Source organism: Candidatus Neomarinimicrobiota bacterium, from assembly GCA_017656425.1.
Lineage (GTDB): Bacteria > Fidelibacterota > UBA2242 > UBA2242 > B5-G15 > JACDNV01.
The window spans coordinates 70,707-95,267 of sequence record JACDNV010000007.1; the positions used below are offsets into that span (position 1 = coordinate 70,707).

The 24,561-nt window shown below is 34.5% G+C and carries 24 protein-coding genes; 16 read left to right on the plus strand and 8 right to left on the minus strand.

Going from position 1 to position 24,561, the window contains the following annotated elements; all coding sequences use genetic code 11:
* Positions 1 to 2: 2 nt before the first annotated feature.
* The 5 genes from amrB to H0Z29_06335 all read right to left on the minus strand — a co-directional run bounded on the left by amrB (position 3) and on the right by H0Z29_06335 (position 6,042).
* Complete coding sequence (gene amrB, locus H0Z29_06315; protein ID MBO8131117.1) at positions 3 to 1,532, minus strand: AmmeMemoRadiSam system protein B; 1,530 nt, start codon at positions 1,530 to 1,532, stop codon at positions 3 to 5.
* Positions 1,529 to 2,659, minus strand: coding sequence for an AmmeMemoRadiSam system radical SAM enzyme (gene amrS / locus H0Z29_06320; protein MBO8131118.1), 1,131 nt, complete (start codon positions 2,657 to 2,659; stop codon positions 1,529 to 1,531). Before amrS ends, amrB begins: the two co-directional genes overlap by 4 nt.
* Before the next feature lie 86 nt (positions 2,660 to 2,745).
* The gene (locus tag H0Z29_06325; protein MBO8131119.1) at positions 2,746 to 4,278 is read right to left on the minus strand and encodes a 4Fe-4S binding protein; all 1,533 of its coding nucleotides are present in this window, start codon (positions 4,276 to 4,278) and stop codon (positions 2,746 to 2,748) included.
* 13 nt (positions 4,279 to 4,291) lie between these two features.
* Positions 4,292 to 5,188 (minus strand): DUF362 domain-containing protein, encoded by an 897-nt coding sequence (locus H0Z29_06330; protein MBO8131120.1) that lies wholly within the window; start codon positions 5,186 to 5,188, stop codon positions 4,292 to 4,294.
* 74 nt (positions 5,189 to 5,262) lie between these two features.
* Positions 5,263 to 6,042, minus strand: a complete 780-nt coding sequence (locus H0Z29_06335) for a class I SAM-dependent methyltransferase (protein MBO8131121.1) — start codon at positions 6,040 to 6,042, stop codon at positions 5,263 to 5,265.
* A gap of 132 nt (positions 6,043 to 6,174) precedes the next feature.
* On the opposite strand from H0Z29_06335, the gene gmhB reads away from it, so the two are divergent.
* The 4 genes from gmhB to H0Z29_06355 are packed head-to-tail and all read left to right on the plus strand — an operon-like array spanning position 6,175 to position 9,714.
* Complete coding sequence (gene gmhB / locus H0Z29_06340; GenBank protein MBO8131122.1) at positions 6,175 to 6,735, plus strand: D-glycero-beta-D-manno-heptose 1,7-bisphosphate 7-phosphatase; 561 nt, start codon at positions 6,175 to 6,177, stop codon at positions 6,733 to 6,735.
* On the plus strand, positions 6,732 to 7,715 hold the full coding sequence (locus tag H0Z29_06345; protein MBO8131123.1) for a D-alanine--D-alanine ligase: 984 nt from the start codon (positions 6,732 to 6,734) through the stop codon (positions 7,713 to 7,715). Before gmhB ends, H0Z29_06345 begins: the two co-directional genes overlap by 4 nt.
* A gap of 18 nt (positions 7,716 to 7,733) precedes the next feature.
* Complete coding sequence (locus H0Z29_06350; protein ID MBO8131124.1) at positions 7,734 to 8,312, plus strand: UpxY family transcription antiterminator; 579 nt, start codon at positions 7,734 to 7,736, stop codon at positions 8,310 to 8,312.
* Positions 8,293 to 9,714 (plus strand): cysteine--tRNA ligase, encoded by a 1,422-nt coding sequence (locus H0Z29_06355; GenBank protein MBO8131125.1) that lies wholly within the window; start codon positions 8,293 to 8,295, stop codon positions 9,712 to 9,714. Before H0Z29_06350 ends, H0Z29_06355 begins: the two co-directional genes overlap by 20 nt.
* Here the strand turns inward: H0Z29_06355 and H0Z29_06360 are convergent.
* The gene (locus H0Z29_06360; GenBank protein ID MBO8131126.1) at positions 9,709 to 10,668 is read right to left on the minus strand and encodes a GDP-mannose 4,6-dehydratase; all 960 of its coding nucleotides are present in this window, start codon (positions 10,666 to 10,668) and stop codon (positions 9,709 to 9,711) included. The two genes, H0Z29_06355 and H0Z29_06360, sit on opposite strands and share 6 nt — an antisense overlap.
* A 130-nt stretch (positions 10,669 to 10,798) precedes the next feature.
* On the opposite strand from H0Z29_06360, the gene H0Z29_06365 reads away from it, so the two are divergent.
* Positions 10,799 to 11,248, plus strand: a complete 450-nt coding sequence (locus H0Z29_06365) for a thioredoxin family protein (protein MBO8131127.1) — start codon at positions 10,799 to 10,801, stop codon at positions 11,246 to 11,248.
* Here the strand turns inward: H0Z29_06365 and H0Z29_06370 are convergent, their stop codons facing one another.
* Together H0Z29_06370 and H0Z29_06375 are read right to left on the minus strand one after the other, a co-directional pair.
* Positions 11,249 to 11,452 carry a cytosolic protein gene (locus tag H0Z29_06370; GenBank protein MBO8131128.1) on the minus strand — a complete coding sequence of 68 codons (204 nt, stop codon included), beginning with the start codon at positions 11,450 to 11,452 and terminating at the stop codon, positions 11,249 to 11,251.
* Positions 11,453 to 11,560: 108 nt separating this feature from the next.
* Complete coding sequence (locus H0Z29_06375; protein ID MBO8131129.1) at positions 11,561 to 15,085, minus strand: carboxypeptidase regulatory-like domain-containing protein; 3,525 nt, start codon at positions 15,083 to 15,085, stop codon at positions 11,561 to 11,563.
* 187 nt (positions 15,086 to 15,272) lie between these two features.
* Here H0Z29_06375 and H0Z29_06380 point away from each other — a divergent pair, with 187 nt between their 5' ends.
* The 11 genes from H0Z29_06380 to H0Z29_06430 all read left to right on the plus strand — a co-directional run bounded on the left by H0Z29_06380 (position 15,273) and on the right by H0Z29_06430 (position 24,555).
* Positions 15,273 to 15,647, plus strand: coding sequence for a ferritin (locus H0Z29_06380; GenBank protein ID MBO8131130.1), 375 nt, complete (start codon positions 15,273 to 15,275; stop codon positions 15,645 to 15,647).
* A complete protein-coding gene (locus H0Z29_06385; protein ID MBO8131131.1) occupies positions 15,637 to 16,011 on the plus strand; it encodes a four helix bundle protein in 375 nt (124 codons plus the stop codon). Before H0Z29_06380 ends, H0Z29_06385 begins: the two co-directional genes overlap by 11 nt.
* Positions 16,008 to 16,301: a hypothetical protein gene (locus H0Z29_06390; GenBank protein ID MBO8131132.1), complete on the plus strand. Its 294-nt coding sequence runs from the start codon at positions 16,008 to 16,010 to the stop codon at positions 16,299 to 16,301. Before H0Z29_06385 ends, H0Z29_06390 begins: the two co-directional genes overlap by 4 nt.
* Positions 16,302 to 16,326: 25 nt before the next feature.
* The gene (locus H0Z29_06395) at positions 16,327 to 16,797 is read left to right on the plus strand and encodes a ferritin family protein (GenBank protein ID MBO8131133.1); all 471 of its coding nucleotides are present in this window, start codon (positions 16,327 to 16,329) and stop codon (positions 16,795 to 16,797) included.
* A gap of 16 nt (positions 16,798 to 16,813) precedes the next feature.
* Entirely contained in the window at positions 16,814 to 17,515 is a 702-nt protein-coding gene (locus H0Z29_06400; protein ID MBO8131134.1) for a flavin reductase, read from the plus strand.
* Between the two features lie 2 nt (positions 17,516 to 17,517).
* Complete coding sequence (locus H0Z29_06405) at positions 17,518 to 18,285, plus strand: ABC transporter ATP-binding protein (protein MBO8131135.1); 768 nt, start codon at positions 17,518 to 17,520, stop codon at positions 18,283 to 18,285.
* Positions 18,258 to 19,463, plus strand: coding sequence for a SufD family Fe-S cluster assembly protein (locus H0Z29_06410; GenBank protein MBO8131136.1), 1,206 nt, complete (start codon positions 18,258 to 18,260; stop codon positions 19,461 to 19,463). Before H0Z29_06405 ends, H0Z29_06410 begins: the two co-directional genes overlap by 28 nt.
* A 91-nt stretch (positions 19,464 to 19,554) precedes the next feature.
* Entirely contained in the window at positions 19,555 to 20,535 is a 981-nt protein-coding gene (gene obgE, locus H0Z29_06415; protein ID MBO8131137.1) for a GTPase ObgE, read from the plus strand.
* On the plus strand, positions 20,528 to 21,628 hold the full coding sequence (gene dprA, locus H0Z29_06420; protein ID MBO8131138.1) for a DNA-protecting protein DprA: 1,101 nt from the start codon (positions 20,528 to 20,530) through the stop codon (positions 21,626 to 21,628). Before obgE ends, dprA begins: the two co-directional genes overlap by 8 nt.
* 4 nt (positions 21,629 to 21,632) lie before the next feature.
* The gene (locus H0Z29_06425) at positions 21,633 to 23,285 is read left to right on the plus strand and encodes a hypothetical protein (GenBank protein ID MBO8131139.1); all 1,653 of its coding nucleotides are present in this window, start codon (positions 21,633 to 21,635) and stop codon (positions 23,283 to 23,285) included.
* Positions 23,278 to 24,555, plus strand: coding sequence for a GWxTD domain-containing protein (locus tag H0Z29_06430; GenBank protein MBO8131140.1), 1,278 nt, complete (start codon positions 23,278 to 23,280; stop codon positions 24,553 to 24,555). The genes H0Z29_06425 and H0Z29_06430 overlap by 8 nt, the downstream gene beginning before the upstream one ends.
* The last annotated feature ends 6 nt before the right edge of the window (positions 24,556 to 24,561 follow it).

Sequence of the window (24,561 nt, forward strand, 5' to 3'; positions counted from 1 at the left end):
GGTTAGTCTCTATTTAAAGTTTCTCTTGAAAATACCTGTGCAGAGAATATACTAATTTCAGTATCTGGGTCTTTCCATGCATTACGAGGTAAACCAGCCTTTAGACATGTGTGTTCAAGAAAAGTTTCTCTATCCCAACCATATTCCACAGCAACCTGTGGAAGTAATAGTCCCTGATAAAATCCACGTTTTATAATCAGTCCATGTTTACCAACCTCTATTTTTTCGGGGTCATCAATTTTTTCAGGAACTGTCAGTACCGATATTTCGACTTCAATATCATCTAATTCATCAGGTGATACTGGTTTGAATCTGGGGTCATGTAATGCAGCACCTGTAGCTGCTTCTATTACCGTTTTATATAGCGGGTAGACCGGTAGTACATAACCGATGCAACCTCTTAATTCTCCATGTTTATTTATTGTTACAAAGGCGCCTCTTTCTTCTTTTAACTTATCGGGTACATCATCAGGGTTTGGTTTTGGTTTACCATTTACAACTCTATTAATTGTTTCTTCTGCCAGTTCTATTAGATAGATCTGATCCTGTTTATTTAATTCCCCTTGTAAAAGAGTTTCTTTTTTATTTTTCTCCCGACTCATTTTGCCTCCACCTTTTGATTTAAAAATAGCAGCGGCCAAATATCCAACCACTCTATCTTTTGAAGTCGCAGGAACATCACCGCTATTGGCATGTTTTAAAATTTTAATAGAATTTATCCCAGCCTTTTTTGCTGCTATTAACGCAGCGGTGATTGCGGCACCACCACAAGCTTCATAATCCTTGGATATTAGTCCATAATAAAATTTTTCTGGGTCCATATTTTTCAATTGTCTGATCAATCTTCCATCTATTTTATTGCATTCTTCATATGAGTGATAATGAGACAGATCGCTTGATACGACAATTAGGATATTATCATTTTTCAAAGTTTCTCCCAGCTTATTTCCAAGTGCCTGTATGACCTTATAATTCATTGTGCCGATTATAATTGGTACAATTTTGATATCTGATTTTATCACCTGAATAAACGGCAATTCAACCTCAAGACAGTGTTCCCCTCTGTTAAATGCAGGACCTAAATGTCCCCTATTTGAAAGTTTGATGTATTTTTCGTTATTAGTTATTTCTTTCGAAAGATCTTTATTAATAGGTATTTTGCCAAGAGGTGTTTCGTAATAATCTCCATTGTATACTGATGCAAATTCGAAGTAATCAATATGAGAAGGACCGATAAGAATTATTGTCCCGTAGTCGAAAGGTCTTATTTCCTTAAATGAATAGGCAGCAACCTGTCCACTATAAATGTAGCCTGCGTGGGGACAGATTAGAATATTAGGTTTGGATTTTAGTATTGGTTCTCCAGCTTTTTCTAAGAAGTTATTAATCATTGCTTTAAGTTCATATTTATTAGAAGGATAGAAAGCACCCGCAGCTACCGGTTTACGCACCTGTGGATAGGTATTTACAATAAAAATACAGAAAATAGCGATAATGATTAAAGCTACCTTTTTACATAAATTGTCAATCATTTCCAGACTCCGGGAATATCTTTGCCACAAAATTTGCACTTTCCATCAACTATGTTATTTTCTTTTATTGAAAAACCAAGTCTTTGAATAAGTAGCTTATTGCAATTAGGGCAGTATGTATTTTCTGCTTGATGACCTGGAACATTGCCTATATAGACGAAATTTAGTCCAGCATCTTTTGCAGTATTATAAGCTATTTCAAGTGTTTTAACAGGAGTTGGAGGCAGATTGGTAAGTAAATACTCTGGATGAAATCTTGTGAAGTGAATCGGAACATCAGGACCTAGATTACTCAATATCCATTTGGACATATTTGCTATTTCTTCTTTTTTATCGTTAAGAGTTGGTATAACCAGGTATACCATTTCAAACCATTTATTGCTTTCTTTAAGTGTGACGAGAGTATCAAGTACCGGTTTGAGTGTCCCCCTAACTATTTTTTTATAAAAATTATCATTAAATGATTTTAAATCTATTTTCACAGCATCCAGTACACCACATAAATCCTGCATCGGCTTTTTATTTATATATCCATTGCTAATCATTACGCTGCGTACATTGTGGTTTTTCCCAAAAGAAGCACAGTCATAGACATATTCAGTGAAAACTACAGGTTCTGTATAAGTAAAAGCCATTGTTGGTGATTTGTATTTTACCGCAAGTGATACTAATTGATCAGGTGGGACAAATTTTGATGGTACCTCTTCAGGTAGCGCCTGAGCAATATTCCAGTTCTGACAAAATTTGCAATCCACATTACAGCCTGCTGTGGCAACCGATAGAGCATTTGTACCGGGTAGAAAGTGAAATAGAGGTTTTTTTTCTATAGGATCGATATGAATTGCTACAAGCCTACCGTACACTAGTGTATAATATGTACCGTTTTGATTTTCCCTTACATCGCAATAACCTCGGTTTCCATCGGATACAAAACATTCTCTTGGGCAGAGCTGACATTGAACTATATTTTCTTCAATCTTCTTGTAATATCTTGCTTCTTTTTTATAAGGTTCTTTTAGGTCTGCCAGTAATTTTTCCGGGAGCAGCTTGGTGTAACTAACAGTCAGTGCTATCCCGGCTCCTGTGTATTTCAAAAATTTTCTTCTATCCAATACTTTGTTTGCCATAATAAACTAAGATCAATTTATATAAACATAGTGTTTTTGTCAATTATGATGAAAAAGTTCCTATTAAAATGAAAAAATTTTTACAATTATGTGGAGTAGCGTCTTTCACCTTCTCTAATCACTATGATCCCTGGCTCTCCATCGATGGGACATTTATATTCGCAAATACCACAACCTATGCATAATTCCGGGATAACGTATGGGTAGTATACTTCCATGTATCGGTTGTATTGCTTATTAAAGACTGTTTTCCTTTCTAATTTTATAGCTTTTTCTGGTACAGGGCAGTGTTCTTCACAAACTATACAATTATCATCAAGTCTATAGGGTATGCATCTATCTTTCTGAATAACGGCGGTTCCCATTTTTACTTCTTTTTTTTCATCGATACTAAGAGGTCTTATTGCTCCAGTTGGACACACATTCCCGCATAAGTTACATTCATATTCACAGTAACCAACATTATAATTATTTCTCGGTGTCATAAATCCCGTAACCCCAGTTGTTAATATGCTAAATTGGAGACATCCTCCAGAGGTTGAGCATGCTCTTATACATCCACCACATCTGATGCATAAATCACGGAACTGATCTTCTTTCACTGCTCCGGGAGGTCTTATTAATCTATCATTGCTAGTTCTATCCGAGCTTACTTTTAAAATTCCTGCTCCGATTACTGAGAAAATACCAAATTTTAAAACGGCACGCCTAGTTGTACTTGGACCTTTCGCATAGATGAACGGAGAAGTAAACTTAAATGATATGCTATCCTTTGGACAGTCCTCTGTACAATTCAAACATAAAATACATTCTGATTTATCAGTTGATATATAGTCAGCATTTATGGCATCCATTTTACAATTTTTCTTGCATAAACTGCAATTAGTACATGTTTCATCAACTTTCCTTTTTAATATACTAAATCGTGAGATGAAACCCAGCAGCGCACCGAGCGGACATAGATTTCGACACCAGAACCTTTTTGAGATAAAATTTAATAATAATATTGTGATAAATATTAAAAATGGAACCATTAAGTTTGTAAAGGAAGGTGCATTTATTGGGAAAAATAATGTTGATATTTTGTCAAATATACTATAGAAAAATTCGGGGAGTAAGTTAATCGAGATGAAAAATTCCGGAATACTTCCTATTATTGAATAAAATACTGGGAGAATAAGAATGGCATAAGATCGCCATACTATTGGTATTGGATCAAAGTACCATGATAGTTGATATCCAAATAAGGCAATGGAGATAAAAAATATTAAAGCGAGGTATTTTACCTTCCTTGTTTTTATTGAACTGGTAGTTCTTTCTCTTTTTATTATATTATCAACAATGTCAATGGTAGTTCCAAGTGGGCAAATCCATCCACAAAAAGCTCTTCCAAAGATTATAGGGGATAATAGAATTATAATTGAAAGAAGTAATATAGGATTGAAATATCTCGATGCAAAGAGGGGACCGACAAGATTGAGCGGGTCGAAGATTACAAATATTTTCGATAAAAAAAATAATTTAAATGGATAGACTGAAACTGCGATGGATATTATTAAAAGCCCTAAAAAGGCTAATTGTACGAGTTTTCGAATAAGTATTAGTTTTTTATAGTTCATTCTATTTCTCTGTTTACGAAAAACTATAGACAGCAGGTTTGTATTTATTTATATCCATTCTACCAAGACCCTGCTCATAAGCATTTTTTATGAAACCTAAATTGGCTGGATTTATTCCAAATATTTGAGCTGACCAGGCTTCGATGAGTACCCTATCTGTTCCAGCAAGGATTATATTTGCATTTTCTACATCTTCTAATCTACCTCCCTGGGGTCCATGAGCCTTTAATATTCGGGTGGCATCAACGATAGTTAAAGTTGGCTTGATCACTTTATTTATATCAACGATTTTCTGATCAAAATTTCTATGGATTATTCCTCTATTACCACCTATTATACCCATTGTATTTTTAAGCCCTACTGTGATTCCTGGTAACCCATGATGTTTTAAAATCGGTAGGTTTATGTATTTATCTGCTTCCAGAGCTGGCTTGAAAAATTCCCACTCTTTTAAATCTATACCATCAGGTATCCTTACAGTTGTAAAGTGATAGTCTCTTACATACATCACATCTGCACCAGCTTTACTGGCAGCTTCCTGAATGCCACTATTTATGTAGCATCTTTTTGTTTCCTGGCAGGTTCTATCTGCAACAATTACCTTTTTTGCGCCAGCATTTAAGCATTCTTCAACGACAGTTCTGACTACTTCAGGGTGAGTATTTGCAGCATATTCTGGTGACCTATCCCAGCTTATATTCGGTTTTATAAATACCACATCTCCTCTATTTATGAATTTTCTCATACTACCGAGCATTTCTAATGCTTTTTTTACCATTTGCTCTGGTGCCCCATTTTTTACCATTACAAGTTCTTCTGTAAGGGCTGAACCAGATAATAATTTATTAATTCTAACAAGAGAGGTTGCTATTAGCAAAATAGAACTTTTTAAAAATTTTCTCCTGTCCATAATTATCCTCAATTTTTAAATAAAACCTCTCCATTATTATATTAAAGTGGATATTTATATGCAAGCTATATCTATTAAATTTTTATTAGGAGAACTATTGGATCCTGTTTCTCCTGAATTATAGAAAATAGTTTAGACTTGTAGTTTTTATGTATTTCATATAATGAGTCATTATTTACATCGTCTGCTATTAGTATGCCATTATTTTTCAAAAGTTTAAATCCTATTTCGCATTCCCTTTTCATGTAAAGGTAATTGTGATTTGAATCGTGTATGAAAATATCTATACCTTTAAATTTTTCCATTTGGTTTTTAATTATTCTTAGGCTTGGACCTCTAAGGAATATCCAGCTCTTTTTTAAGCATTCAGGAATATATAAACCTACCTCTTCTTCGTAGTTTTTGATCAGAGCTGGTAAATCTATGCTGTAAAGTTTACCCAAGCCATTTAACCTTAGTGCATTAAGTATATAATATGTACTTAATCCTCTTCCAACCCCTGTTTCCAGAATCTTTTCAGGTTTTTTAACTCGAACTATGAGATAAATTAAAAGGGCAAATTCCCAGCTGGCATCCGAATAGTTTGGGATTGATGATGTTACTTTTGTATCAGGGTAGGGTAATTCCTCAAACTCTTTAATTAGTTTTAATTCGTCAATTGGATTTATTGATACCTCAAACAATATCTTGTTTATATCGGCTTCATTTTTAATATAATAATCCAGGTATTTTGAATGCTTTTTAAGGCTATTAGATGGATTATAGCTTGAATACCAGGTATAATAAGCCAGCCATAGTGGATTTTTAAAAGATGTTTTTAAAAGCTCTTTTAATTCGGATACTTTTTCATTCATTTAAATCTTAAAATGACTTAAAAAATCAAATATAAATATACATTTGAGATGATAATTATGCAAAATTGTGGTTTTTAAAATTTTTAAAAAATAATTAGTTTAATCAGTTGAAATGAGGAGCAATTTATAAAAGTGAAAGAGAAGGCAGTTTTCCTTGATCGGGATGGTACTTTAAATAGGGACAGTTTAGATTATATTAAAAATTTAGCTGAGTTCGAACTCTTTGACTATACACCGGAAGCTTTGAAAATTTTAAAGGAACTCGGATTTAAACTTATTATAATAACGAATCAATCTGTTATTGCAAGGGGGATGGCATCTACCGAAGAAGTAGAAGAGATTCATGATTATCTTAAAAAATATTTGTATAAAGAAGGAATAAAGATAGATGGGATATATTACTGTCCTCATCACCCTGAAGAAAATTGCGATTGTAGGAAACCAAATATAGGAAATATAGACAGAGCGATAAAAGATTTTAATATTGATCCCTTAAAATCGTATTTTGTTGGGGATTCAAAAAGGGATATCGAAGCAGGTAAGAGAGCGGGATGCAAGACTATAATGCTTTTAAGCGGAGAGAGGATTAAAGAGCCTGAAGAAATAAAGAGTTGGAACATAAAGCCAGATTATATTGAAGAAAATCTATTAACTGCAGCCATGCTTATAAGAAGATTGGAGAGCTCAGGATGAAGATTGTTGTTCTGATGGGAGGGTCATCCCCGGAAAGAGACGTATCAATTGAGTCAGGGAGAAATGTTGCTGAGAGTTTAAAGAGTGCTGGGCATGAGGTACTAACTCTTGATACGGTATTACCGATAGAACAAATATATAAAAAAATTGAAATCGATTGTGATATAACTGGTAAGGATGAAGAAAATTTAATTAAGTTATTGATAACAGATGAAGTGAAAAGTGCTGATTTCATATTTAACGCTTTACATGGTGGATCAGGAGAGAATGGTGTTGTGCAGGCTATATTGGATGCGTTAGGATATAAATATAATGGTTCAGGAGTAGAGGGTTGTGCTATAACAATGGATAAGATTGCTACTAAGCACATATTGAATAATCTTGGTATACCAACTCCACGTAGCTTTTATTATAACTATAAAGAATACAAAAATATACCTATTGATAAAATTATTAATGGATTTTCCTTACCTCTAGTAATTAAACCGGCAAATCAGGGTTCTACTGTTGGAGTATCTGTTGTTTATAATAAGGAAGAATTTAATAGAGGAATTGAGAAGGCATTCAGGTATGATACTGACATTATAATTGAAGAGTTTATTGAAGGAAGAGAGATGACTGTAGGGATAATAGGTGATAGAGCAATGCCGGTATTGGAGATTATTCCCAAGCATGGTATTTATGATTATGAATGTAAATATACCGATGGTATGAGCGAGTATATTGTACCGGCTAAAGTTCGTGAAAATGTAGCTAGACAGATGCAAGAGATGTCACTTATGGCCTTTAAGGCTTTGAGATGTTATGGCTATGGTAGATTTGATATTCGACTTTCGAAAGATAATATACCATATTTTCTTGAATTTAATGCTCTTCCAGGAATGACAAGCCATAGCCTCGTACCAAAGGCAGCTGAAGCTATGGGAATGAGCTTCATTGAGTTGTTGGAAGAAATAATTAGATTAGGACTGGAAAGATAAAAGAGGGGCGAAGAACAGATGAAAGAGAGAAATAATGCTGCTGAGGTACGATGGTATGCCGTTTACACAAAATCAAGGCATGAGAAAAAAGTTTATGAAATGCTTGTTAAGAAAAATATTGAAGCATTTCTTCCGTTAAAAAGAGAGTATCATCAATGGTCTGATAGAAAAAAGATGGTTGAAGAGCCTTTAATTAGAAGCTATGTTTTTGTTCATATACCACTTCAGAGATCTCTTGATGTTTTGGAAACTCAGGGGGCTGTAAAGTTTGTCATGTTCAAAGGCAATTACGCTCCAATACCAGATTTCCAAATAGAAGCTCTAAAAAGAACTCTTCAGAATGGGGTTGTTCTTGAACCAGTATGTTACTTGAAAATTGGTCAGCTTGTGGAAGTTATAGACGGTCCATTAAAAGGTATAATTGGTCGAATACAGAGAATAAAAAGTCAGGATAGATTCGTAATTTCCCTTGATGCAATTCAGTACTCATTTCTTGTAGATATAAATCCCATATTGTTAAAGCCTATTAGCGAGGAAAGGAAGGAGAAAATCTTTACATTGCCATTGGGGATTGGAGATGCCGACAATATTTTATAATACACTAACTAGAAAGAAAGAGATATTTAAACCAATAACCCCTGGTATTGTAAAAATGTATACCTGTGGTCCCACTGTCTATAATTATGCTCATATTGGAAATTTCAGAGCATATATTTTTGAGGACCTATTACGTCGATATCTAAAGTTCAAAGGCTATAAGGTTGTTCAAGTGATGAATATTACTGATGTTGACGATAAGATAATCCGTAATGCAAGTCAGAAGGGGCTTTCCATTGAAGAATTCACAGAGCCGTATAAAAAAGCATTTTTTGAGGACCTCGATATCCTCGGTATTGAACGAGCAGAATATTATCCTGAAGCAACAAAGCATATAGATGATATGGTTGGATTGATAAAAAAATTGATTGAGAATGGCTATGCCTATCAAGCTCCTGATGGCTCGTATTATTTCAAGGTCTCGAAGTTTGAAAAATATGGTATGCTTGCTAATTTAAATGTAAAAGAGATGAGAGTAGGGGAGAGGGTTATAAGTGATGAATATGAAAAGGAGGAAATAAGGGATTTTGCTTTATGGAAGGCATGGAAAATGGAAGATGGAGATGTATACTGGGAAACAGAGATTGGGAAAGGAAGACCTGGTTGGCATATTGAATGTTCTGCAATGAGTATGAAATATCTTGGCAATCATTTTGATATACACACTGGTGGCGTTGATAATATATTCCCACATCATGAGAATGAAATAGCTCAGAGTGAATGTGCAACAGGAGAAAAATTTGTAAACTACTGGTTGCACTGTGAGCATCTATTGATAAATGACGAAAAAATGAGCAAATCTCTTGGGAATGTCATTTTTCCGAGGGATTTAATAAAAAAAGGTGTTGACCCAGTCGTCATTAGATATGCTCTGATATCGACTCACTATAGGCAAAAGTTAAATTTTAATGTGGAAAAGATTTATTCGTCCGCTTCAGCAGTTGATAGATTACTCGATTTTTATAATTCATTATCGGAATTTTCTGATTCTCAAATCAGTAATCTTGATAGTCTGGTCAGAGACACAGATAAATCTTTTGAAGAAGCTTTTGATGATGATTTGAATATATCTGAAGCTCTTGCTAGTGTATTTGAATTAATAAAGGAGGTCAATAAATTCAGAATGAGGAATTTATTAACCAGAAAAGATGCTGAAAATATAAGAAATTTGCTGGATAGATTTGACAATATATTAAATATATTTAGTCTGGGTAGTGTTAATGTAACTGATGAGATTAAAAATTTAGTGGAAAAAAGGTCACTGGCGAGATCAAAGAAAAACTGGCAGGAAGCGGATAGAATAAGAGATTTTTTAATGGAAAATGGTATAATTCTTGAGGATACCCCATCAGGTACGCGAGTAAAGAAACTTCTAATAAGTGATAGCTTTAGATTACTATAAATTTATTTTATAATAATCTATATACCAATCAATGAATTTTTTAACACCTATGGCTATATCCACTTCTGGTTCGTATCCGAGAAGATCTCTGGCATGCTGAATATCTGCATAGGTCTCTGGAACATCGCCCGGCTGGATTGGTAAGAAGTTAATTTCTGCCTTCTTGCCGAGATATTTCTCTATGAAATATATAAAGTCCATTAGTTTTTCACTTTTACTCCTACCGAGATTAAAAATTTCATATTTAAATGGTTTGAATAAACATGAAATTACCCCTGAAACTATGTCATCAATGTATGTGAAATCCCTTTTCATCTTACCGAAATTGTATACGTCTATTGGTTTATCTTCAATAATGTTCTTTGTGAATTTAAATAATGCCATATCGGGTCTTCCATAAGGACCGTATACTGTGAAGAATCTTATTCCTGTACATGGTAAATTAAATAGATGTGAATATGTGTAGGCAATGAGCTCATTTGATTTTTTCGTAGCAGCATACAGAGAGATGGGATTATCTACACGATCTTTTTCAGAAAAGGGTAATTTTTTATTGTTCCCATATACACTGGAACTTGAGGCATATACAAAATTTTTTACCCTATTGTTTTTAGCCAGTTCGATGATGTTTAAAAAACCTTCCAAATTGGATTTCTGATAACTGAAGGGATTTGTAAGAGAATATCTTACACCTGCTTGAGCAGCCAAGTGGCATATGCACTCTATTTTGTGGTTTCGGAAAACTTTATCCATCTCTTCGTATTCACACAAATCAATTTTATAGAATGTATAATTATTGTGATTTTTTAATATATTATTTCTTGCTTCTTTAAGGGTCGGATCATAATAATTATTCAGGTTGTCAATGCCGATTACATTGTGTCCCCTTTCTAGGAGTGATTTCGAAACATGAAAACCAATAAATCCTGCGGATCCAGTGACCAATATGTTCATAGAAATATACCTCCTAATAAAAACTAATACTTCGTCATTCATAATTTACTATTAAGCATATTTTTTACCAATTTTTGCTATATTTAATTAATGGTTGTAATTGTTAATAATGAGTTACAGGAGAAAAATTATGAAAGTTAAGGTTAGAACTTTAATATTATTATCAATCATTGCACTAATTGCATTTAGTTGTGTGGATAGGAAACAAGAAGTGCGGTGGTATTCAGACATTGACTCAGTAGTTGCAATTGCGAAAGCCACGGGCAAACCTATCCTTGTTGAATTTTATGCCACATGGTGTCCATATTGTAAGGCACTTGAGGATTCTACTTTTACTGATAATATGGTAAAGGAATATTTTAAAAAATTTGTAAACGTAAGAATTGATGTGGATAAGAAACCTGAAGTTGCAAATCAAATGAATGCTAATGCAAGAAAATACGGTGGTGTGGGAATCCCCAATATCTTATTTCTTGATCCGGATAAAAATAAAATAAGGCATATAATCGGATATTATCTTCCTGATAAACTATGTGCAGTTATGGATACTGTTTTAATGGGTTTTTATAAAAATAGATAACTATATTCTACCTAACATAACAAGTTCTGCGAATTTTTCAAATGATCTATTATAGGTTTTTTCAACATCATCGGGAAAGCAACAAGCTGGTAGTTGTCTCATTTTCAAATGATATTGAAGACAATCACAACAGGTACCTTTTCTTGAACACGGTTCATAAGAACAATTGCAGAAATTCATATTTCTGTTGACCTTACACTCCATATCAACCTCCCTCAATTTTTAGTCGTGAAATTTAATAAATCGCAATATAAAATGAAAAGCCCCACCGTTAGGTGGAGCTTTTCATGGAAATTTCGCAGGATAGTAATATTATTTCATCAACAGCATTTTTCCGCTGCTGGTAAACTTACCGCGTACATTTGTTCTGTAAATATAAATACCAGATGGTACTTTTAGTCCATTCGAATCGGTAGCATCCCAGATAACTTTATAGGTTCCTGGATTATAATTGGATGATGCGATATTCTTGATTAGTCTACCGTTGATATCGTATATGGACAGTTGTACAAATCCTGCCTCAGGAAGGTCAAATTTAATATTAGTCGTTGGGTTGAATGGATTCGGAAAGTTCTGATAGAGTGCGAATTTCTCTGGTATTTTCCCTTCTTCAGCAATTGCTGTGTATGTTAGGCTTACTTCGGCGCTTGGAGCACTCTTATTACCATTGGCGTCTACGGCAACTACAGTATAATAATAGGTATTTCCAACCTCAATGTCACTATCAATCACATTCGTCTCAATAGTTTTAAAAGCCGGTTCTGATGTATAGCTACCCTGGGTTGTACTCTTATAAACTTCATAATATCCAAAATCTTCATCTGGAATAGCTTCCCAGCTTACTGAAATACCTTCAACGGAAGTTGAAGCAGTAACATTCCCAGGAACAGAAGGAACAATATTATCAACAGAATAACCAGCTTCCGGTCGTGAATCATAGAAATCCCACATTCCATATTGTGTATGACCTGATACAACAAAAGTTGACCAGTATTCGCCAGTGTCATCGGTGTAAGCATTTGAATCTATTAATGTATGTGCATCAAGACGATATACAGTATCACCATGGAATGGTATATAGGTAACAAAATCCCATTTATAGGCATATGGATCACCAAGTTGATCAATGGGTTTAAAGGTTTGAATTCTCCATACGCTCCATCCTTCAAATGGCATTTCATCCCAATCCAAACCACCCCAAAATACTATTCTTACCCATCTGCCCTGATCGTGTGGTATGTCACGAACGGCTAAAATTTTAGGTAGTCTTAACGCTGCTTCCAATCCGATATTAATTTCTACAGTGTTATCCGATATTGTAAAATCGATAGGCTCACTTGGTATAAATCCATAAGCACCAGCTGTGATTTCAAAGTTACCATTCGGTAAGGGTATATAGTATCTACCTGAGTCATCGGTTCCTCCATAAAACCATTCATCAGTATCTACATTATAGACATCAACCCATGCCCATTTTATAGGTCTGTTTGTGTAGCTGTCAAAAACTATTCCCTGCACAGCTCCGGCGGGTTCTCTTAATAATATATCAAGCCAGATTGAATCACCTTGAACATCGATCGTATCTATATGTACTGGTAGATATTGAAAGTCAGACCATATATCTAAAACATATGTGCCGTTTGGTACATGAAAGTTAAATTCTCCATTATCATCTGTTTCCTTATGGTAATAGAATTCAGCAGGAGATGTTCTAAATATATTAACCATAATACTGGATACTGGATTATCTGATTCATCTTTTACCTGTCCCGCTATAATACTGAATTGTGTTAAAGGTGTTAGAGAAGCATCTTTTATGAGACCCATTTCAGGAACCCAGACGTCATATTCAATATATGGATAGTGTTTTTCGGCAAAAACTTTGAAAACGTAACTGCCAGGTTCAGTCCACAGGTTATATTCACCATTTTCATCTGTCATTGTTTCTTGATGCCATGGACCGTCGAAAACTACCAGTGCATCTGGTATGGGATTACCTGCTGTATCGGTAATTACGCCCTGGACTAATGGCAGTGTTTTTGGCTCGAGAAAAATGTCGTGTTGTATCATTTCCCCTGATATCGTAATCGATGAATCTGTATAATCATCATAGCCGGGAGCTCCAGCATGGAGGATATAGTTACCATCAGGTAAATACATCATATATTGTCTTGTTTCCCAATCTATACCTGAATAAAACCATTTTCCATCATCCATTCTCTCAGCTGATATCCATACATCCATTAGTGTATCAGAGGTTTCAGAGTCAATTACATATCCAAATAATCCTCCATTTACAGTGTAGGCATGGAAATCAATACCTTCAGAACCAGCTGGAATATTATCATATTGTTCTTCTACATAGAAGTTTTCAAAATCAAGTTCAAGATGTAAATGATATCCTTCAGGTCCTGATTTAACATTTAAGGTATAATTTCCGTTTTCATCTGTTTCATCTGCAGTTATTCCATAGGTATCATGCCAGCAGAAGACTCTCGCACCCTCTATAGGATTATCATCTAAATATACTGTTCCAGAAATTGTTTCATCCGTCGGATATAAAATTAATTCTAAGTCTACAGTTTCACCTTCACTAATGTAGATCTCTTGACCCGGTGGGACTAGATACCCTTCAAGTGATAATGGATCAACTCCTATCCAGTATGCACCTTCCATAAGATTTATTGAAAAGTTACCCTGATCATCGGTAATTAGGTCGATGTGTATTGGTCCGTCTTTGCTGGATACATATATTTCCGCACCTGGTATTGGATTCCCATTGTCATCTTGTACTACTCCGGAGAGAGTACAATTTCCTTGGACCATTGTGAAGTCAAAACCTACCTCGTCCCCCATGACTGACTGATTTTCATATAGAAACGGATCGGGATATAACCCTGGATATATCCCGAGATGATCAAAAGCCATTATATTGTAATACCCTTCATCTGGAACGTTTACACGATATGTTCCATCACTTTCTGTTAAAGTAATCCAAGAGACACCAGGGGCTGGAGGACCTTCAGTTCCACCAGTTGCTTCCGCATCTTCTACTATTATGACGATATAGGGTAAGGGATTACTGGACTCATCGGTGACTGTGCCCGAAACTGAGTAGATTGTTGAAAGATTCTGGAATGAGATGGATACCATTTCTTCCTCAGTACCTGATGAAACGGCTACAATGAAATCCCATATAATATTAATAAATGATGCATCTTTCTCACCAATAGCACTCATATCCAGTTGATAGAAACCAGCAGTTGGATCGGAGTCATAAATATCGTTATCTTCTAGGTCCACAGAAAAAATAGTAGTATCAATACCACTATCGAAAATTCCATTTTTGTTAAAATCAACTATTACTTCCAAAGTTGCCTGTGTCTCTCCTGTGGGGAATGTCCATGTTAAAATTGGCGCGGCTCCTACCTCAACAGTATCTGCAGTCACTCCATCAGCAAGTAAATTTAGTGTCTCTTGTGTGACTTTAAATAACGGGGAGAGTTTAGATCTTTCCCTTCTGGATTTCTGGACATTCATGAAGTGTCCTTCTTCTGAGATACTTTGAATAGCGGAATTCATTTTAACATGAAATTGTGATTGATGTTTTAACTGGCTGAGATTCTGCTGAGATTTTTCCTTTAACTGAAACTGATTTACTTTCAACATTTGATTTCTTACCTGTAGCTTCTGTCTGGCAGCCTTTAATTGATTGATTAGTTCCTGATTGTCAGTATCTTTTGCAAAAACATCTGGCAAGGAGAACAGTAAGGCTACAAGAAGAAATGCTACAGAAAGCATTTTGAACGTTTTTGAGAATGCTTCTTTTCCTTCCATTTTTCCCTCCATATAAAACTCATTTATATTATAAGTTAATATATTTAAATAATTTGTGATTTCAAACACAATTTGATGTATTTTTATAAGTTTTTAAATGTAACTATATCATTATTTTTTAATCAAAGTGAATGATATTTTGATTAAAAAAATTCCTTTATATTTTTAAATTAATTATAGTTTGAATTTGGATCAAAATCTTAAAAGAAAGAGAGAAAAAGCCATTGATCAAAATTTAAAGAAAGTATTTAATGAGCAGATAAAGCTTGAATTTGAATCTGCGTATATTTATTTGTCGATGGCGACATATTTCCATAATGTTGGATTGGATGGTATGGCAAAATGGCTGCGTATGCAGGCTAAGGAAGAAGTAGAGCATGCCATGAAATTTTTTGATCATTTAATTGATAGGGATGAAAAAGTAGATTTAATGCGGGTAAATATCGAAAAAGTAAACTGGGCAAGCCCTCTTGAAGCATTTAAGGATGCCTATGAACATGAGAGGTTTGTTACAGGGAAGTTAATCGCAATGTCCAAATGCAGAATGCAGAATGCAAATTGAAAAATGTCAAAATAGAAGCGATTTATCAGAAAGGCTATTAGAGTTCGCAGCAAGTAGCACTAAATTGACAGTTAGACTTAAAAGAACTGCTGTAGTACAGTACATAGCAAATCAGCTAATGCGAGCTGCTTCGTCTTCTGGGGCAAATTATGAAGAGGCATGTGGAGCAGAAAGTAGAGCCGATTTTATAGATAAGATGCAACTCGTCTTGAAGGAATTACGAGAGTCTTTATATTGGCTGAAACTGGTGGAGAGAAGCGACTTAATTTCTGGCAATGAGCTACAACCATTATTGGCTGAATCAAACGAATTGATCAAAATTGTTGCAAAATCGGTAATCACTGCGAAAGGAAGGGGAGAATGACTTTGCAATTTGCATATTGCAATCTTCATTTTGCAATTGCCGTAAGGCTATCTTGCCCTTCGGGAAATCGCCTTCGGCGACTTCGTGAATACAAGACGATAAATGACCTGATGAAGCTTGCAATACAAGTTGAGGATTATCCTGCCAGGGTATTACTATACTGGTTTGTAACTGAGCAAGTTGAAGAAGAAGATCAGACTTCAAAGATTGTTGGGTTATTAGGAAGAATAGGGGGTTCACAGCAAATATCGATTATGCTGGATACTCAACTTGTAAAAAGAGAAGATTGATTGAAGTTATAGAAAGGAATAAAAAATGGAAAGAATAAGTCTTGAAGAGGTATTTAAAATTGCGATTGAAATAGAAAGAAATGGTCAGAGATTTTATCGTAATTATGCGGAAAAAAATGATGATGAAAAAATAAAAGAAGTTTTTAATAATCTTGCTGATATGGAAAGTGATCATGAAAGAGCTTTTATTGAGATGAAAAATAGACTTGTTACAGATTATGATAGAATTGAAGCAGATACAGAGGGATTATTGAATGCCTATATAAAAGCCTTTGCCGGTGGTTATATTTTCACTTCAGATGATAAAATAGTTGAGGCTGGAAGCCCTGATGATATTCTAAAATATGCAATAGGTAAGGAGAAAGATTCCATATCATATTATCTTGCTGTAAAGGAGTTTGTTGTTGGGGAAGATAATAAAGATAAGGTTGATAGAATTATAAAAGAGGAAATGAAACATATCATAATTTTATCTGACCTGATCGCTTCATATTAGGAATGTGGAGAAAATTGTGGATTATATAGAATTTCAAAAAATTTTGGACTACTTTAGTTATGGATTATACGCAGTTTGTTCCAATAAAAATGGAAAATTGAATGGGCAAATATCAAATGCTGTAATGCAGGTCACTGCATTACCTCCCAGAGTAGTAGTTTGTATTAATAAGGTTGAGTTAACCTGGGAATATATAAAAGAGTCCGGTACATTCACAATAAATATACTATCTGAAGATGCTCCAATGAAATATATAGGGATACTTGGATATCGGTCTGGTCGAGATTCAGATAAGTTCAGCAAGTTAAAATACAAGTTAAGTCCGAATGGTAACCCTATTCTTACTGAATATTGTATAGGAGTGATTGAAGCAAATGTTATTGGGGAGATGGATGTTAATAGTCATACATTATTTTTGGGTGAGGTGATTTATGGTGAAAAATTGGATGAAGGAGTTCCTCTTACATATGACTATTTCAAAAAAATAAAAGGAGGGAAAGCGCCGAAGAATGCTCCAACGTATAGATTCAGTGAGAAAGAATTGAGCAAAAAGACGTCCATTCTTTATGAATGTGCAAAGTGCCGATACATATATAATTCTGAAAAAGGTGATCCTGATAATAATGTTGAGCCAGGGACTCTTTTCGAAAATTTGCCAGATTTCTGGACTTGCCCCTTATGTGGTAATGGGAAAAGGAATTTTAGAAAATTGGGTTAAAAATGTTATCTATTGAGAATCTAACCGTTTCTATTGATGGAAAGAAAATTTTAAGTAATATTAACCTTCAGATAGAAGATGGAAGAGCAGTTGTCCTTTTTGGTCCTAATGGTTCCGGGAAGACCACCCTATTGATGACTATAATAGGAATCGGCGATTACAAAATAGAATCAGGGAAAATTTATTTTAAAGGTGTAGATATTACAAATCTGCCACCTTATGAAAGAGTAAGAATGGGAATAGGTGTAATGTTTCAAAGACCTCCAACTGTCAGAGGCATTACGATCAGGGATATTATTAAACTTTTTAAAAATTTTACTGAAGAAGAATTTGAAAAATATATTAAAGAATTGAAGGCAGAGCATTTAATTGATCGTTCAATAAATGATGGATTTTCAGGGGGTGAAATAAAAAGATCGGAATTATTACAACTTTTAATTCAGAAACCTGGACTATCTCTGATTGATGAGCCAGAGTCTGGGGTTGATGTTGAAAATATCGAAATTGTAGGTAAGGCAATAAAAAAATTATTGGATAAAGAATTTTTGGATTTGAAAGACAGTGAAACCATGAAAAATCACAAAAAGGGTAGAAAGAGTTCTGGTTTAATAATTACTCATACTGGAATTATTCTGGATTATGTTCCAGCTGATGAGGGACTGGTATTGGTCAATGGAAGAATTGTATGTAAGGGGAACCCTTATGAAATATTTGATCTTATAAAAAATAAAGGGTTTGATGAATGTCTAAGGTGCGCGATAAAGGATTAGATATAAAGTTTCCACATGAGGTTAACCTTAAAGAATATAAGATAGAAAATTTAAATGAACACCCTGCAATAGACAATCTGGAACAGATCTCAGAACAGGACAAGGAAATAATGATTCATGCTGGTATAGACACCGGTGATGAAAAGGGTGGTACTTTTTTAATGAAAGATCAGTCTGTGATACATACGAGGGTTAAACAACCTGGTATTGAATTACTATCTATTCATGATGCAAAAGAAAAGTATCCGGAATTTTTCCAGAAATATTATTGGAAATTAATAGCTCCTGATACTGATAAGTATACTAAATTTGTTCATGATAATATTGAGTCAGGATATTTTATTTATATAAAAAAAGGTGTAAAAGGATTTTTCCCCATACAGTCATGTTTATTTCTTGAACATCCAGGGATTGTGCAAAATGTTCACAACCTGATTGTACTTGAGGAAAACTCATCTCTGGAAATTATAACTGGATGCACGTCGAAAGATTTACTTTCAGAAGGTGGAGCTCACCTTGGTATTACAGAGATATATGTTGGTAAGGGAGCACAGCTTACTTATTCGATGATTCATAACTGGCATGAGATTGTACGAGTTAGACCCAGGACCTCTATATACGTTGAGGAAGGCGGAACTTTCGTTTCAAATTATGTACTCTTAAAAAAGGTGAAAGATGTACAGATGAATCCGATAGCTTATCTCGCCGGGAGGGGTGCCAAAGTAAGATTTAACAGTATAATAGTATCCTATGAGGACTCATATCTCGATATAGGTGCAAGAGTTGTACTTGATGCACCAGAAACATCTACAGAGATTATATCCCGTGTTGTCAATAGGGGAGGAAAAGTAATAGCTAGGGGATTAATTTCCGGTAATGTGCCAGGTGTCAGGGGTCATCTCGAATGCCAGGGACTAATTTTAAATGAAGGGGGAGAAATTTACACGATTCCACAGCTAAATGGATTATCCCCAGATATAATGCTCTCCCATGAAGCAGCTGTAGGCAAGATAGCACGTGAAGAAGTGGAGTATCTAATGGCGAGAGGAATTGAAGAAGACGATGCAGTTGGTCTTATTATAAGAGGATTTTTATACGAGGGTCTTGAAAATTTTCCCAGTGTATTGAAACTAGAAATCGATAGAGTAATTGAGGAAACAAAAAGAAAAGGTTACTGAACCATCGTTGAAGTATTCTGTTATCAGATGAAAATAAAATAACCTGGATAAACATTAGAAATAATTGATTTTATTTTTAATTTAGAACATCATGTTTGTGGATTTAACAAAAGTTTATGTAAAGGCGGGTGATGGAGGAAAAGGCTGTATTGCTTTTCGAAGGGAGAAGTACGTTCCTAAGGGTGGCCCGAGTGGTGGGGATGGGGGTAAGGGTGGAGATGTTATAGTAGAGGTTGATCCAAATCTTTACTCATTGCACGATTTAAAATATAGAAAGAGTTACAAAGCTGGTAACGGTAAACCAGGCGAAGGAGCATTGAAAAAAGGTGCTGATGGAAAAGATGTTATTATTCATGTTCCTCCTGGCACCCTAATCAAAGATGATAGTACAGGAAAAATTATAGCTGATTTGACACAGCCAGGTGAAAGGGTAGTTGTAGCTAAGGGAGGTGCTGGTGGCAGGGGAAATGCATCCTTTGCTAATCCAGTTCTAAGGGCACCTAGGATTGCAGAGCCTGGTCAGAGGGGAGAGGAAAAAAATCTTGTTTTTGAACTAAAGGTTGTTTCGGATGTTGGGATGGTTGGATTACCAAATAGTGGAAAATCCACACTTCTGGCAAAGCTTACTACCGCAATGCCTAAAATTGCTGATTATCCATTTACTACACTGATACCAAATCTGGGCATTGTGAAGTATGGTAATTTTAGAAGTTTTGTTCTTGCTGATATACCTGGCATAATAGAGGGAGCCCATGAGGGAAAAGGTTTGGGAATAAGATTTTTAAAACACCTCGAAAGAACAAAAGTTTTACTATATATGATAGAGGCTATTGATCCTGAGCAGGAACGAACCTTTAAAATTTTGCAGGATGAATTATTAAGTTACTCAGATGTTTTTAAAAACAAGCCAGCAATTGTAGCCCTTACAAAATCTGATTTATTGGATTCTAAAAATATTGGGAAAGTAAAAGAAATAGGAGAATTGGAAGTTATCTATATATCTGCTGTGACTGGAATGCATTTGTCCAAATTAATAGAAAAATTAGTTATATTACTTAATAGTTATGGATGAGCTTTACGCTATATTAAAATTAATTTCAATCCCGGGATTGGGACCCAGAAAGATTCTTGCACTAAAAAACCGATTTAAAAGAGCCAGCGATGTGTTAAATGCCAGCATGAAAGAATTGTGTTCAATTGATGGAATAAACCAAAAAGTAGCTATAAAGATAAAAAAGATAGAAAGTTTAGGTGAGTCAGATGAGATTAGTCGAACTATTGAGATGATTGAAAAAAAGAAGATAAAATTTGTAACGATATTCGATAACAATTATCCCGAAAATTTAAAAACAATTTATGACCCTCCTCCGATAGTATTTTATTGGGGTGAGTTTAGAGATAGTGACTATGATTCAATAGCAGTTGTTGGTACAAGATCTCCCTCGCAATATGGCAAAAATGTAACTGAGGTAGTAGCCAGAGAATTGGTAAAAGCCGGGATTACCACTGTGAGTGGTTTTGCTCGTGGAGTGGACACGATAGTCCATAAAACCACTCTTAGGGCAGGAGGAAGGACTATAGCAGTGCTGGGTAATGGACTGGATATAATATATCCACCTGAAAATAAAAAATTAATGAATATGATTATTGAGTGTGGTGTTTATTGTTCAGAGTTTTTACCGGGGACAAAGCCAGATGCGGTGAATTTTCCAAGGAGAAATAGAATTATTTCCGGGTTGAGTCTAGGAGTTTTGGTTATCGAGGCTGGTGAAAAGAGCGGAGCATTGATTACTGCTTACTATGCTACTGACCAGAATAGAGAAGTATTTGCATTGCCTGGACGTATTACTGATAAGAAAAGCGTGGGAACAAATAATTTAATAAAGCAGGGAGCGAAGTTAATTTCAAGTGCAGAAGATGTACTTGAAGAAATAGATAGGATTAGAAAATATCCACGGAGATCCCATCAGATGGAATTAACTTTTAAACTGGAAGGAGAAGAAAGAAAGATTTATGATATAATTAACCATGAACCTGTGCATATAGAGAATCTAGCTGAATTGGTTGAAATGCAGCCGTATGAGATATTACCAACACTTTTATCGCTTGAGCTGAAAGGTTTGGTTAAGCAATTGCCCGGTAAATATTTTGTAAAGATAAGTTAATAAAATGACAAAAAGAAAATTTTTAACAATAAGTTTGTCGTTAATTTTTATGAATATTTTAGTATTAGGACAAAATCCTAATAGAATATATGATATTGATGATTGGATTACATATAAAAACTGTAATTATGTAACAAGTTTATGTGAAACTCCAGAATATGTCTATTTTGGTACGAGTGGAGGTATAATCCCTTATCATAAATTTAAAAGATGCTTTGAAGACCCTATTACGAGGAGCAATGGTCTAAGCGGTGATATCATTAAGAGTATTTGCTATGATTGGACTACAGGATATTTATGGGTTGTACACGAAAATGGGATAAGTTACAGGAATCCATCAGATAGGAGGTGGAATAATCTTCCATTTACATCAATTGGTATAACTCAACCGAGTAATCTTCTAAGGATTGGTTCTGATGGTGCCTATATATGGGTCCAGATAAATGGTAATGAATACATAAAACTTGACAAATTTGTGGGTTACAGGTTGGGTAAAGAAATTCCACATGATTCTGTCCACTGGAGTATATCATCAGCTGATTATTTCCGTGATTATAGTGCATATACCGTTGATGGTAATTATCAATGTTATTCAGATGGTATGGTTGTAGATCCATTATTCAGGAAATATTCAATATCAGTTTTTTATGTAGCAAGTGATGGGAAAATATATGGAGGACTCACTGGAGGTGGAATCATAATTGGTGATGAAAATACGAAGTTTTTATCGATTAAACAGCTTGGTCCATTAAACAATAATGTAACGACCGTCGCTGTAGGTAGAGACAGAATATTTCTTGGTAGCAGTGAGTCAACGGGATATCTTTTTTCTCAGAGAACTGGAGTTTCTTCTTTTGATTTAAATGGATATGTATGGGAATATTTTGAGAGTGGTTATATATTTGAATTAGCAGATAAAATTGTTAATAAGATTTGTTTTAATGGTGAAAGTCTTGTAATAGGTACTTCGCAGGGAGTAGTTGTGTATGAAATTTCCAGGGGATTGTGGGATATTGAATTTTTAGATAAGTATTTGCCCGATCAAAAGGTGATATCGCTTGCTTTTAATGATTCTTTGGTATTTGCCGGGACTGAGTATGGGTTATTAGCTTTTAGTTTACCATACTTGAAGCTGGAAGAAAGAATATCGACAATTCCTGTATATACGAATGTCTTAGATATGGTTATTAATCAAAATGATTTATGGATTGCAACATCCAATGGAATATATTTGATTAACACCTCGACGGGTGAGATGTCTCATTATGATATGTATTTTAAAAGAATTGATAATGATGACATAGTGGCTTTTAGTGTTGATGCTATTGAATATTCCAATGGAAGAGTATTTTATAATCGAAGACAGGATTTATATCTGTATAATATCGAAAATAATAAGGTTGTTGATTTGCCGACTATTTCAAGTAATAAAAATCTTATAATCTTGGATATGAAGGTGTATGATAACTATTTATGTGTTGCAACTAATGATGGAATATTTATGATTAATCTTGAAGATAATTATTATGAGCATCTAACAATTGATGACGGAATCGGCGGAGAGCTGGTTTATGAGGTATGTTTTTATAATGATTATTTGTGGCTTGCGACTAATAATGGTTTGACTAAATTTAATTGGAGGAAATATTATGATTAAAAAAACAATAAAGATTGTCATTACTATAATTTTTATTTTTGTTCTTTGTAATGGACAGAGTGGATTGAGGGAAAATTTTCAATATAGTCAGGAGACTGAATCTCCATTTTTCTATTATGATGTTATATATTATCCACTTGTGACGCGTGATTCTGTAGATATTGAGATTATAATTAAGGTGCCTTTCGATGCTGTGGTATTTGTTAAAGATGGAGATTATTTTGTGGGAAAGTATGAGATAAATATACTACTTTTGGATGAGCAGGAAGCTCAAGTGGCTTCAAAAATATGGACACAGGAAATAAGGACGAAGAATTATGATGAGACAAATTCAACCGAGCATTATGATGTTAGTAAAATTGTTTTCCGTGAAGGACCATCAAATTATTTTCTGACGATTGGCATTATGGATTTGGAAACAAAAAAAAGTAGCTTTAGAAAGAAGAAATTAAATTTAAAAGATTTTTATAGTAGAACCCTTACAATCAGTAAAATCTTTATTGTAGACCAGGTCATAACTCATGAGGACGGTACTATAGAGTTAATACCGTCTATTAATAATAGTGTAAAAAATGAAAATGATTACTTTTATATAGGATTTGTATTGTTATCAGATAGTGGGTATGCAAATTTTAATTATACCATTTCGGATATGGATAATAATATAATTCTTCAAGGTGAATACAATAAGTATTTGAAAAAAGGGCGAACACAGGAACTTGTTAAAATAAAAAGGCAAAAATTAGGCTATAATAGGTACAAATTCCATCTTAGAATAAATATCAATAATGAAACGGTAGAACAGAACCTTGTCTTCAATGTAAGATGGTATGGAATGTCGAATTATATAAATAATCTTGATGAAGCTATTCAACAATTGAGGTATATTGCCTCAGCCAAGACGATAAGGGATATGCTCAAAAGTTCAGAAGAGGAGAAAAAGGAGAAGTTTAAAAAGTTTTGGGCTGACCTTGATCCAAGTCCTGGTACAGAGAAAAATGAATTAATGGAAGAGTATTATAGAAGAGTAGCCTATGCTAATGAACATTTTTCTAACTTTCTTCCCGGCTGGAAAACAGATAGAGGTATGATTTTTATACTTTTTGGTCCGCCAAGTGAAGTTGAAAGACATCCTTTTGAAATGAATACAAGGCCATATGAGATCTGGTACTATTATGAGATAAACAGAACATTCGTATTTGTTGATGAGACTGGGTTTGGCGATTATAGACTAGTTTCACCCATTTATGATGTTCCAGGGATTTATTAATTTCAT